Source organism: Adlercreutzia sp. CNCM I-6216 (assembly GCF_977113345.1).
In genome coordinates this window covers 43,712-55,835 of sequence record NZ_CDSBIE010000008.1, presented here as the reverse complement: position 1 = coordinate 55,835, position 12,124 = coordinate 43,712, and the positions used below count along the sequence as shown (strand labels likewise).

Annotated in this window: 11 protein-coding genes and 4 tRNA genes; 13 read left to right on the top strand and 2 right to left on the bottom strand. The window is 62.7% G+C overall.

Annotated elements, in window-relative coordinates; translation table 11 throughout:
• The first annotated feature begins 24 nt into the window (after positions 1-24).
• A complete protein-coding gene (gene putP / locus ACYVRU_RS08590; protein ID WP_173112401.1) occupies positions 25-1,587 on the top strand; it encodes a sodium/proline symporter PutP in 1,563 nt (520 codons plus the stop codon).
• A 108-nt stretch (positions 1,588-1,695) separates the two neighbouring features.
• Positions 1,696-2,886 carry an FprA family A-type flavoprotein gene (locus ACYVRU_RS08585; protein ID WP_173112404.1) on the top strand — a complete coding sequence of 397 codons (1,191 nt, stop codon included), beginning with the start codon at positions 1,696-1,698 and terminating at the stop codon, positions 2,884-2,886.
• Positions 2,887-2,953: 67 nt separating this feature from the next.
• Here the strand turns inward: ACYVRU_RS08585 and ACYVRU_RS08580 are convergent, their stop codons facing one another.
• On the bottom strand, positions 2,954-4,123 hold the full coding sequence (locus ACYVRU_RS08580) for a coiled-coil domain-containing protein (protein WP_114539935.1): 1,170 nt from the start codon (positions 4,121-4,123) through the stop codon (positions 2,954-2,956).
• 433 nt (positions 4,124-4,556) lie between these two features.
• Between ACYVRU_RS08580 and ACYVRU_RS08575 the strand changes: the two genes are divergently transcribed.
• The 10 genes from ACYVRU_RS08575 to rplA all read left to right on the top strand — a co-directional run bounded on the left by ACYVRU_RS08575 (position 4,557) and on the right by rplA (position 8,838).
• Positions 4,557-4,641 (top strand) — tRNA-Tyr (locus tag ACYVRU_RS08575).
• Between the two features lie 5 nt (positions 4,642-4,646).
• Positions 4,647-4,722, top strand: a tRNA-Thr gene (locus ACYVRU_RS08570).
• Between the two features lie 3 nt (positions 4,723-4,725).
• Positions 4,726-4,802, top strand: a tRNA-Met gene (locus ACYVRU_RS08565).
• A gap of 80 nt (positions 4,803-4,882) precedes the next feature.
• Positions 4,883-6,085: an elongation factor Tu gene (tuf, locus tag ACYVRU_RS08560; RefSeq protein ID WP_114539934.1), complete on the top strand. Its 1,203-nt coding sequence runs from the start codon at positions 4,883-4,885 to the stop codon at positions 6,083-6,085.
• 115 nt (positions 6,086-6,200) lie between these two features.
• Complete coding sequence (gene rpmG / locus ACYVRU_RS08555) at positions 6,201-6,350, top strand: 50S ribosomal protein L33 (RefSeq protein WP_022740305.1); 150 nt, start codon at positions 6,201-6,203, stop codon at positions 6,348-6,350.
• A gap of 23 nt (positions 6,351-6,373) precedes the next feature.
• Positions 6,374-6,450 (top strand) — tRNA-Trp (locus ACYVRU_RS08550).
• A 71-nt stretch (positions 6,451-6,521) separates the two neighbouring features.
• On the top strand, positions 6,522-6,923 hold the full coding sequence (gene secE, locus ACYVRU_RS08545; RefSeq protein ID WP_022740304.1) for a preprotein translocase subunit SecE: 402 nt from the start codon (positions 6,522-6,524) through the stop codon (positions 6,921-6,923).
• 3 nt (positions 6,924-6,926) lie between these two features.
• On the top strand, positions 6,927-7,457 hold the full coding sequence (nusG, locus tag ACYVRU_RS08540) for a transcription termination/antitermination protein NusG (RefSeq protein ID WP_041714608.1): 531 nt from the start codon (positions 6,927-6,929) through the stop codon (positions 7,455-7,457).
• A 114-nt stretch (positions 7,458-7,571) separates the two neighbouring features.
• Positions 7,572-8,069 (top strand): 50S ribosomal protein L11, encoded by a 498-nt coding sequence (gene rplK / locus ACYVRU_RS08535; RefSeq protein WP_022740302.1) that lies wholly within the window; start codon positions 7,572-7,574, stop codon positions 8,067-8,069.
• A gap of 58 nt (positions 8,070-8,127) precedes the next feature.
• Positions 8,128-8,838, top strand: a complete 711-nt coding sequence (gene rplA / locus ACYVRU_RS08530) for a 50S ribosomal protein L1 (RefSeq protein ID WP_022740301.1) — start codon at positions 8,128-8,130, stop codon at positions 8,836-8,838.
• Positions 8,839-9,030: 192 nt separating this feature from the next.
• On the opposite strand, the gene ACYVRU_RS08525 is transcribed toward rplA, so the two are convergent.
• On the bottom strand, positions 9,031-10,059 hold the full coding sequence (locus ACYVRU_RS08525) for an NAD(+)/NADH kinase (RefSeq protein ID WP_223900909.1): 1,029 nt from the start codon (positions 10,057-10,059) through the stop codon (positions 9,031-9,033).
• A gap of 66 nt (positions 10,060-10,125) precedes the next feature.
• On the opposite strand from ACYVRU_RS08525, the gene murJ reads away from it, so the two are divergent.
• Positions 10,126-12,123, top strand: a complete 1,998-nt coding sequence (gene murJ / locus ACYVRU_RS08520) for a murein biosynthesis integral membrane protein MurJ (protein ID WP_223900908.1) — start codon at positions 10,126-10,128, stop codon at positions 12,121-12,123.
• Position 12,124: the final 1 nt, after the last annotated feature.

Genomic DNA, 12,124 nt, shown 5'->3' with positions numbered 1-12,124 from the left:
AAGGATTCTCGCGGAAGGGGAAACATGATCGAAAGCGATATGCAAGTCGTACTCGCCATGCTGCTCTACTTCGTCGTAGTAGTGGTCATCGGCTTTGTGTACGCCAAGCGCTCCAACTCGTCGTCCGAGGAGTACTTCCTCGGCGGCCGCGGCCTGGGACCGTGGCTCACGGCTCTGTCGGCCGAAGCGTCGGATATGTCGGGGTGGCTTCTCATGGGCCTGCCCGGCGTGGCCTACTTCACCGGCGCGTCGGATGCCATGTGGACGGCCATCGGCCTGGCCATCGGCACCTATCTGAACTGGAAGTTCGTGGCCAAGCGCCTGCGCAAGTACTCCGAGAAGGCCGGCAACGCCATCACGGTGCCCGACTTCTTCTCCAATCGCTTCCATGACACGAAGCACATCCTCATGACCATCGCCGCGGTCATCATCCTTCTGTTCTTCACCATCTACACCGCGTCCTGCTTCGTCACCGTGGGCAAGCTGTTCGCCACGCTGTTTGGCTGGGACTACGGCGTCATGATGGTCATCGGCGCCATCATCGTGTTCCTCTATACCTTCATGGGCGGCTACCTCTCGGTGTGCACCACCGACCTCATTCAGGGCATGCTCATGTTCTTCGCGCTGGCCACCGTGTTCATCGGCTCTGTCACGGCGGCCGGCGGCGTGGAAAACACCGTCGTCTTCCTGCAGAACATCCCCGGCTTCCTCTCGGGCACCGAGATCGCCACGCCTTTGCTCGATGAGGCGGGCAACCAGCTCATCGAGGGCAACGAGCCTATGTTCGGCCCGGCCGGCACCTACGGCATCATCACCATCGTGAGCGGCCTGGCCTGGGGCCTCGGCTACTTCGGCATGCCCCAGGTGCTCATCCGCTTCATGTCCATCCGCCACTCCGACGAGATCAAGAAATCGCGCATCATCGCCATGATCTGGCTCGTGGTTTCCCTGTCCTCGGCGGTGTGCATCGGCCTTATCGGCCGCGCGGTCATTCCCACCGAGTTCCTCACCCAGTCGGCCGCCGAGTCCGTGTTCATCGTACTGTCGAAGATGCTACTGCCGAGCTTCTTCTGCGGCCTTGTGGTCTCGGGCATCTTCGCCGCGGCCATGAGCTCCTCTTCCAGCTACCTGCTCATCTCCGGCTCCGCTGTGGCCACCAACATCTTCAAGGGTCTCATCAAGCGCGATGCCACCGACAACCAGGTCATGATCGTGGCCCGCATCACGCTGACGGTCATTCTGCTTCTGGGCATTTTCCTGGCCATGGACCAGAACTCCTCCATCTTCGACATCGTGTCCTACGCCTGGGCCGGCTTCGGCGCGTCCTTCGGCCCGCTCATGCTGTGCTCGCTGTACTGGCGCCGCACCACGCTGCCTGGCGCCATCGCCGGCATGCTGACCGGCGCCGTCACCGTGGTGGTGTGGAAGAACCTCATTGCCCCGCTCGGCGGCTGGTTCGCTGTCTACGAGCTGCTTCCCGGCTTTTTGCTGGCGCTACTCGTGATCGTGGTGGTCTCCAAGCTCACCAAGGAGCCGAGCAAGGAAGTCACCGATGACTTCGACACCTACATGGAGCTTGACGTGTAGCGCTGCGCGGCAACGATACGTTTTCTCAACGGAGCACTCCGAAGCGGGGTGCTCCGTTGCTGTTTCGGGCTACGATGCGAATGTCAACCGTGAGACAAGGAGAGCGATATGTTGAAGGCCATCGAGATCAAGCCGGACGTGTTCTGGGTGGGCGGCATCGATTGGAACGAGCGCAACTTCCACGGCTACACCACCGAGCGCGGAAGCACCTACAACGCCTACCTCATCCTCGACGAGAAGATCACGCTCATCGACACCTGCAAGAAGCCCTTCACCGGCGAGCTCATCGAACGCATCGGCACCATCGTGGATCCGGCCTCCATCGACTATATTGTGTCCAACCATGTGGAGATGGATCATTCCGGAGGCCTTCCGGCTTTGGCTGAAATCGCTCCAAAAGCCACTATCGTCACCGGTGCGCCCAAGGGCATCCAGGGACTTCGCGCTCATTACGGGGACGGTCTTAACCTCGTGGGCATGAAGACCGGCGACACCCTCGAGATCGGAAAGCGTACGCTCGCTTTCGTGCAGACGCCCATGGTGCACTGGCCCGATTCCATGGTCACCTACGACGAGTACGACCAGATCCTGTTCTCCAACGACGCCTTCGGCCAGCACTACGCCTCCTCGAAGCGCTTCGACGACGAGGTGGGCCTGCCCGAGGTGCTCGTCCAGGCCCAGAAGTACTACGCCAACATCGTCATGCCCTACGGTAAGAATGTGGAAGCGGCCCTGAAGGCGCTCTCCGGCCTTTCCTTCGATATGATCGCCCCGGCCCACGGCATCATCTGGCGCAGCCATGTGCCGGAGATTCTGGAGATGTACAAGAAGTGGAGCAGCGGCATTCCCGAGGAGTACGCGCTCGTGGTCTACGACTCCATGTGGCATACCACCGAGGCCATGGCCACGGAGATCACCGAGGCCTTCATCGAGATGGGCATCCCCGCGCGCCTGCTCGATTTGAAGGTGAACCACATTTCCGACATCATGGCCGAAGTGCTGAACGCGCGCTACATCGCTGTAGGCTCGCCGACGCTCAACAAGACCATGATGCCCACGGTGGCGTCGTTTCTCTGCTACATGCGGGGCTTGGCGCCGGCCGGGCGCGTGGGCATTCCCTTCGGCAGCTACGGTTGGGCGCCCATGGGCCCCAACGAGGTGTACCAGGCTCTGGAGAGCTGCAAGTTCACGCTGCCGGAAGCCCCGCTTACCCACCAATGGGTGGAAGACGAGGAGGGTCTGAATGCCCTGCATGACGCTATCGTCGACTACGTGAGTCTCTTTCACGAGAGGGCCTAAAGAGCAGGAACGCGAGCGAAAAAAGGGGCTCCCAACGGGAGCCCCTTCGCTAGCTGGCAGATACGCTCTAATAGCGGGTATAAATCATGCCGGAATGCACGGCGGAGATCTTCACGACGTCGCCGGTGCGCGGCGCGTGGATCATCTGGCCGTCGCCGATGTAGATGCCGCAATGGTGGTCGTTGCAGCAGATGTCGCCCGGCTTGGGGTTGGAGACGCGCGTGTAGCCCATGAAGCTGGCGGCGGTGCCCAGGCGGCTGTGACGGCCGAGCAGGCAGTAGCTCACCAGACCGGAGCAATCGTAGGAATCCGGTCCCACGGCGCCCCAGGAATAGGGCTTGCCCAGCTCGCCGTAAGCGCGGTCGACGGCCGTGCCGCCGACGGTCTGGGGCTTCGAGTTGTTCGACGAGCCACCGCCGGAACTGGAGCCGCCGCTCGAGCTGCCGCCGGAATTGCCGCCGGAGCCGGAGCCGCCGCCCGAGTTTCCACCGGAGTTGCCGCCGGAATTGCTCTGCTGACGGCGCTCTTCCTCCTCGGCCTGGCGACGGGCCTCTTCCTCGGCCGCCTGGGCGGCAGCCAAAGCCGCAGCCTCGCGGGCGGCCTCTTCCTCGGCGAGAAGCTGAGCCGCTTCCTCGGATAGGGAGTTGTAGGTTTCCTCCATCTGGGAGACGAGGCTCTCGGCCTCCTTCTTGACGGCCTCGGCCTCCTCGGCCTTCTGGGCGGCGACGTTGCGCTGCTCCTCGTAGACGGCCTTCTCAGATTCCACCTCGGAGCGCAGGGTCTTGGTTTCCTCCACCATGTCGGCGTCGTTCTGGTTCATATCGTTCAGGAGATCCCAGTTCGAGGCGAAGGCCTGGAACGTGGTGGCTCCCAGAAGAAGATCGAGGAACGTAGACGAGCCGGAACGGTACATGGAGCGGGCGCGGTTGCCGAGCTTGTCCTGCAGCTCGCTGATGCGCGAGGAAGCGGAATCGATGCGACCCTGAGCCTCGTCCATGCGGGCCTGGGCATCGTCGCGCTCGGTTTCAGCCGCATAGAGGGAGACCTCGGCGCGGTCGAGCTTCTCCTGCATGGCGTTGAGCTTCTCAAGTGCCGCGTTGGCCTCGGCCTGCTTCTCGGCGGCCGTGACGGCGTGAGCCTTGGCGGGCATGAGCGGGGGCAGGCACAGCGAGATGCCGAAAGCGGCCGCCGTGCCGACGAAGGCGCGTCTGCTGAAGGGACGTGTATGCTCACTCATATAAAAGTATCCTCCTGGTTGAGCATCTGGTGCGTTGGGGCAAACTAGCTTCGTATCATAGCACGGATGGCGCCTCTTCACGACCCCCACAGAAGGGATTCACAAGCCGACCTCAGCCCATCCGCGCGGGAATTCGCGCCGTTCGCGGCCGAAAAAAATCATGAGTGAAGGAGGGTTTCCATACCTTGGGGGAGAGGTGCGCTTTCTCATCCAACATATGGTGTCCAAGTGTCTCTTTATATAGTAAGAAGAAAAGACGGTCGCCGGGTTCCTCGTTCGAGGTTGGGGAGGAATCGTGGAGACACGCCCGGGGGCGTGTAAATGGTTGACACGCTTGTTGCCGTAGCGTATTATTCCGTTCGCTCGCTTTTCGCGGAACAACGCGAAAGACGGGTGGCAGCTTGAAAAGTACACATGAATTAAGCGCCGAAATGGGCGTGTGCCCGAGTGGTTAAAGGGGACGGGCTGTAAACCCGTTGGTTATGCCTACCTAGGTTCGAATCCTAGCGCGCCCACCATTTCTGCCTGTGTAGCTCAGTCGGTAGAGCACTTCGTTGGTAACGAAGAGGTCACCGGTTCAAGTCCGGTCGCAGGCTCCACTTGGCGGTGTAGCTCAGTTGGTCAGAGCACACGGTTCATACCCGTGGCGTCACTGGTTCAAATCCAGTCACCGCTACCATTTAGATTTACCGCGTCCTTTCTGGGCGCGTTTATTTTGTTGCAATTCGTTTCGCAATCACCCTTGAAGGAGGATGAAACATGGCTAAGGAGAAGTTCGAGCGCTCGAAGCCGCATGTTAACATCGGCACCATCGGTCACGTCGACCACGGTAAGACGACGCTGACGGCCGCCATCTCCAAGACTCTGTCCGAGAACGACGGCTCCCACGGCACGGCGCACGCTGACTTCACTGCCTTCGACATGATCGACAAGGCCCCCGAGGAGCGCGAGCGCGGCATCACCATCTCCATCGCTCACATCGAGTACGAGACCGATACCCGTCACTACGCTCACGTCGACTGCCCCGGTCACGCCGACTACGTGAAGAACATGATCACCGGTGCGGCCCAGATGGACGGCGCCATCCTGGTTATCGCTGCTACCGACGGCCCCATGGCCCAGACCCGCGAGCACATCCTGCTCGCCCGTCAGGTGGGCGTGCCCTACATCGTGGTCTTCCTGAACAAGTGCGACATGGTCGACGACGAGGAGCTCATCGAGCTCGTCGAGATGGAAGTTCGCGAGCTGCTCGACAGCTACGAGTTCCCGGGCGACGACACCCCGATCATCCGCGGCTCCGCTCTGAAGGCCCTGGAGGGCGACAAGGAGTGGCAGGAGAAGGTTTGGGAGCTCATGGACGCTGTGGACTCCTATATCCCGACTCCCGACCGCGACGTCGACAAGCCGTTCCTGATGGCCGTCGAGGACACCATGACCATCACCGGCCGCGGCACCGTTGCCACCGGCCGTGTGGAGCGCGGCGTGCTCCATGTGAACGACCCGCTGGAGATCGTGGGTATCCGCGAGACCCAGAACACCGTTTGCACCGGCATCGAGATGTTCCGCAAGCTGCTCGATGAGGCTCAGGCCGGCGACAACATCGGCTGCCTGCTGCGCGGCATCAAGCGCGAGGAGATCGTCCGTGGCCAGGTTCTCTGCAAGCCCGGTTCCGTGACTCCGCACACCGAGTTCGAGGGCCAGGTCTACATCCTGACCAAGGAAGAGGGCGGCCGTCACACCCCGTTCTTCGATGGCTATCGTCCGCAGTTCTACTTCCGTACCACCGACATCACCGGTGTGGCGCACCTCCCCGAGGGCACCGAGATGGTTATGCCTGGCGACAACGTGACGATCAAGGGCGAGCTCATTCACCCCATCGCCATGGAAGAGGGCCTGAAGTTCGCTATCCGCGAGGGTGGCCGTACCGTGGGCTCTGGTCGCGTGACCAAGATCTTCAAGTAAGTCCTTCTTACTGAGTGATTTCGCGGGGCCTGTCTTTTGCGAGGCAGGCCCCGCCCCCTGCGCTTCATGTGTATGATCAACCCTGCGTTTCGCTTTATAGGTAAAAGGAGAATTCATGCGTACTCTGGTCACTCTGGCCTGCACCGAGTGCAAGCGCCGCAACTACACGACCAAGAAGAACAAGCAGAACAATCCTGACCGCATCGAGCTCAAGAAGTACTGCAAGTGGTGCAACGCCCACACGGTGCACAAAGAGACCCGATAAGAGGTTAAGGAAGAAACAGGCATAGGCCAGTAGCTCCAATTGGTAGAGCGGCGGTCTCCAAAACCGCATGTTGGGGGTTCGAGTCCCTCCTGGCCTGCCAGCTTGTTTTCGTGAGCAGCCTAGAGGCTGCTTTTTTGGCGATTAGACAAGAGACTTTCCATAAGGAATTCCATGGCAAAGAAATCCAAGACACAGAAGGCCAAGGCCTCCGCTGCCCGTCAGCAGCGCAAGGCCAACCGCGAGCTGGAAGAGCAGAACCCGACTTCCGTTGCCGAGGCGACGGAAGAGAAGAAGGGCGGCCTGTTCAAGAAGGGCTCCGAGGACAAGTCTGCGTCTTCCAACGATACCGCGAAGTCCTCCAAGAAGGACGACAAGCCGAAGAAGAAGCGCTTCCAGTTCTTCCGTGACGTGAAGTCCGAGATGAAGCGCGTGACGTGGCCGACCCGCACCGATGTGCTCCGCTGGAGCGGCGTCGTGGTGGTGGCCCTGCTGTTTTTCGGCATCTTCGTGGCGTTGCTGGATAACGTGATTATCACGCCGCTGCTCGTGTTCATCTCTGGGATTGGGGCGTAATCGATGGCTAAGAAATGGTACGTGCTGCACACCTACTCGGGCTACGAGAACAAGGTGAAGTCGAATCTCGAGCAGCGCATCGAGGCCATGGGTCTCGAGAACAACGTCTTCGGCATCGAGATCCCCACGGAGATGGTCACCGAGATCAAGGAGGGCGGCCGTCGTGTGGAGAGCGAGAAGAAGGTGTTCCCGGGCTACGTGCTCGTCCGCATGGAGCTGGACGACCGCAGCTGGGCCGCCGTTCGCAACACGCCGGGCGTCACCGGTTTCGTGGGCAGCCAGGGCAACCCCCAGGCGCTGACCCGCGACGAGTACAACAAGATCATGAAGCGCACGAGCCGCGAGGCTCCGAAGAAGACCTCCACGAACCTCGAGGTCGGTCAGTCGGTGAAGGTGACCCACGGTCCTCTCGCCGAGTTCGATGGCACGATTTCCGAGGTTATGCCCGATGCGGGCAAGGTCAAGGTCATGGTCTCCATCTTCGGCCGCGAGACCCCCGTCGAGCTTTCCTTCGACCAGGTGGCCAAGATCTAATTTTGCAAGCACTTTGACTCGATCGCCGTGCCCGCGTGGACCGGGGCTTCTCGCGGCCTTCGAGTTTTGAGTGATAGAGAAGTAAACGTCGATTCATCTGAAAGGTAGTCACAGATGGCTGACAAGAAAGTCACTGGATTTGTAAAGCTGCAAATCCCCGCCGGCGCTGCCAACCCGGCCCCGCCGGTAGGCCCGGCCCTTGGCGCCCAGGGCGTCAACATCATGCAGTTCTGCCAGGCGTTCAACGCCCAGACGCAGGACCAGGCCGGCACCATCATCCCGGTCGAGATCACGGTGTACGAGGACAAGTCCTTCACCTTCGTGTGCAAGACCCCGCCCGCGGCCGTGCTCATCAAGGAGAAGCTCGGCATTAAGAGCGGCGCCGCCATTCCGCAGATTCAGGTGGCCGGCACGTTGACTGAGGATCAGCTCCGCGAGATCGCCGAGATCAAGATGCCCGACCTGAACGCCAACGACATCGAGGCGGCCATGGAGATCGTGGCCGGCACCGCCCGCTCCATGGGCGTGCGCATCGAGGGCCGCGAGATGAAGAAGAAGTACGTGCCCAGCCGCAAGGTTGCCGCCATGCTTCAGGGCAAGGCCGTCGACTAAGTTTGGTTCAACAGTGGAAGGGTGAGAAGCGCCCGCCATTACCACGAAAGGAAATGCAATGACTAAGCACGGAAAGAAGTACGTTGAGGCCGAGAAGCAGATTCCGGCCGAGCCGGTGAGCCCGCTCGCCGCTATGAAGCTGCTGAAGGAGATCTCCGTGGCCAACTTCGACGAGACGGTGACCGGCGACTTCCGCCTGGGCATCGATACCCGTCAGGCCGACCAGCAGCTGCGCGGCACCGTGAGCCTGCCCAACGGCTCCGGCAAGACCGTCCGCGTGGCCGTCTTCGCCGAGGGCGCCGCTGCCCAGGCCGCCGAGGAGGCCGGTGCCGACATCGTGGGCACCGACGAGCTCATGCAGCAGATTCAGGCCGGCGAGTTCAACTTCGACGCCGCTGTGGCCACGCCCGATCAGATGGGCAAGGTCGGCCGTCTCGGCAAGATCCTCGGCCCCCGCGGCCTCATGCCCAACCCGAAGCTCGGCACCGTCACCAACGACGTGGCGAAGGCCATCAAGGAGCTCAAGGGCGGCCGCGTGGAGTACCGCGCCGACCGTTACGGCATCGCGCACGTCGTCCTCGGCAAGGTGAGCTTCACCCCCGAGCAGCTCGCCGAGAACTACGGCGCGGTCTACGACGAGATCCTGCGCATGAAGCCCGCCGCGGCCAAGGGCAAGTACGTCAAGTCCATCACCGTGTCCGGTACCATGACTCCCGGTGTTTCCGTGGACTCCTCCGTGACCCGCGCCTACACCGAGTCCGCCGAGTAAATCGACGATTCTCTATCGAAGAGCAAGGGCCCCGCTTCGGCGGGGTCCTTTTGCGTGTTGGGACATTCTGCACGCACCATGCGGGTTGTTCCGTAGGGGCCGACCTTGGTCGGCCCTCCCGACAGGATTGATCTTGCTTGCGGCGAGGGGCGACCGAGGTCGCCCCCTACGGAACAACCTGCGAATGCTTCTTTACTCCCCGAAGAAATCCTTGCTGATGCGCTCGTAGAAGGAGGCGCCGTCGGCGCGCAGGAGCGTGACGTCGAAGGGCGCGCACTGCACGTATATCTTCCGCAGGGGCGCGTCGAACGGAACGATATCGCCGTCGACGAACAAGGTCGCCTCGCGGAACTCGTCGGTGTCGTCGAAGCCTACCTCGATAACGTCGCTGGCATCGGTGACCACGGCGCGGGAACGCAGGGTATGGGGAGCGAGCGGCACGGCGATCATGCCCTTGAAGCCGGGGGAGACCAAAGGGCCGCCGGCCGAGAGCGCGTAGGCCGTCGAGCCGGTGGCCGTGGAGACGACGAGGCCGTCGCCGCGCATGCGGGCCACGTCCACCCCCGAGACGTTCAGGGTCAGCTCGATGATGCGTCCCATGGCACCGCGGGTGATGGCCGCCTCGTTCAGGGCGAAGAACTGCCGTGCGCCGGAGAGCCCCCGGCCGTTGACGCCGAAGCGACCCGGGACGGGCGTCCAGGGGGCGCCTTCGGTCTCCCCGGGCCTGCGAACCGAAGGAGGGGTGGCGGCGCTCAGCTTCGCGTTCACGTCGGGCCCGTCCCAGACGGCGCCTTCTCCGGCCCCGTTCGCCTCCCCGTACGGATCGTGCTCGCCTTCGCAAACCACCTCGATGGAGAGAATGCTGCGGCGCTCGGCGCGCAAGTCGCCGGCCAGGGCCTCGGCCACCAGCGGCACCACGCCATCGGTATCGGCGTTGGCGAGAAACCCCAGCCGTCCGAAGTTGATGGGCAGGATGGGAACCTGGCGGTCATGGAGCAGGTGTACGGTATGCAGCACGGTGCCGTCGCCGCCGAGCACGACGACCAGCGCCAGCTGCCCGGGCAGCTGCGCGCGCACTTCGCGGCGTCCCGCATCGGTGCCCAGCGATGAGGAATCGACGAGCAGCGCCTCGATTCCCTGGCTCGTAAGATAGGCGGTGAGCAGCAGCGAGGCGTCAACAGCTTGCGGGTTGGAGTTATTGCGTACGACAAGTATGTGCATGGGGCTCTGCTTTCCGAGTTTGCTATGATAGATGAATTATACCGCTCATCATCGAAGAGTTCGCCCATGTCCGACAAGCTCCAACGAGCCCGTCATATACGCCCGAATCCGCCCGACCCGACGGATAGGAATGCTGCGCCTTTGGGCCGCCACGGCCGGCCGTCGGCGAGCGGCGACGGCGACGCGCCCCAGGCCCAGGGAGCCCCCCGCAACAACCCGCGGGCGAACGCCGAGGCGCGCATTCCCGCCCGCGGTCGCCATCGCGGCGTGGACAAGACGCTCCTGCGTCCTCCGACCGACCCGGGCGCCACAGGGCTCATTCCCGTCGTCGGCTCCCATGCGGGCCTCGACCGCACCATCCCCGGCGCCACCGCCGAGGGATCCATCCGCCAGCAGGAGGTGATCGTCGCCGAGGCCGCCGAGGATGAGGTCGCGAACCGGCGCAGCGAGGGCAGCGGCGCGCTGTCGGCCGAATCGGTGGGGGCGAGCGCAGCCCTCATTTCCATCTGCGTCATTATCTCCCGCATCACCGGCTTCGCCCGCACCTGGGCCATGGCCTTCGCGTTGGGCTCAACCTTCGTCTCCAGCTCCTACCAGGTGGCGAATAATCTGCCGAACATGCTCTACGAGCTGGTCATGGGCGGCATGCTCATCACGGCGTTTCTGCCGGTGTACCTCTCGGTGAAAAAGCAGCTCGGCGACAGGCGGGGCAACGAGTACGCATCGAATCTGCTCACCATCGTCGTGGTGCTGCTCGCTATCGTCTCGGTGCTCTGCATGGTGTTCGCCGGGCAGATCATCTATACCCAGAGCTTCTACTCGAACCAGGACGAGATGGTGCTCGCGGTGTTCTTCTTCCAATTCTTCGCCATCCAGATCGTCTTCTACGGCGCCTCGTCTATCGTGTCAGGCCTTTTGAACGCGAACCGCGAGTACTTCTGGTCCTCCTTTGCGCCGGTGTTCAACAACCTCATCGTCATCGCCTCGTTCATCTTGTATGCCATCATCGCCCAAACCGACCAGAATCTGGCCTTCCTCGCCATCGCCATTGGCAATCCGCTCGGCGTCTTCGTGCAGATGGCCTTCCAGATTCCGGCCTTGAAGAAGGTGGGCATCCGTCTGCGGCCGCGTATCGATTGGCACGACCCGGCGCTGGCCGACACGCTGCGCCTCGGCGCGCCGGCGGTGTTCGTCACCGTGTGCTCGTTTGCCACGGTGTCCGCCCAGAACGCCGCCTCCTACGTGTTCGCCGGCAACGGCCCTTCGGTCATCGCCTACGCGCGGCTGTGGTTCACGTTCCCGTACTCGTTCCTCGCGGTGCCCGTGACCACGACGCTGTTCACGGAGCTGTCGGACATGCAGGCCGACGGGAATACCCGCGGCGTCGTCGCCGGCATCATCGACGGCACGCGGCAAATTCTCTTTCTCATGATCCCCATGGCGCTTTACCTCATGGTGTTCTCCACACCGCTCGTGACGCTGTACCATATCGGCGCGTTCACCGCCGATGCCATCGGGCAGATCGCGAGCTATCTGGCCGTCATGGCCGTGGCGCTGCCGTTCTACGGGGTGAACGCCTACCTGAACAAGATCTTCAGCTCCATCCGGCGCATGGGGGTCTTCTCGGTCATCAACTTTGTGGCCGTGGCGGCCCAGGTGGCGGTCACGCTGGGGGCGGCCTGGGCCTACCAGCAGGGGCTGGACGTGACGTTGGAGTCCATCGCGGCCTCGACCATCGTCTCCTATGTGATCGGCGACGTGATCGCCTTCGCGTACCTGCGGCGTCACTTCGGCCCCATGGGGCTCGGCGCGGTGATGCGCTCGTTCTTCGTGGCGCTCGCCTTGGGCGGCGCCGGGGCTGTGGTGGGCTACGGGGTGCTCGTGGGGCTCACGCTCGGCTTCGGGCCCATGGACGGCAGCGTTGCCCGCGCCTTCGCCTACGTGGTTGTCGGCGGCCTGGCGGCCCTCGCCGTGACGTTCGGCCCTGCCGTGCGCGGCAACTGGCCCGAGGCGTCGTTTATCTCCGGTGCAGTGCGGAAGGTCGCCCGGAAGCTGAAGCGGTAAC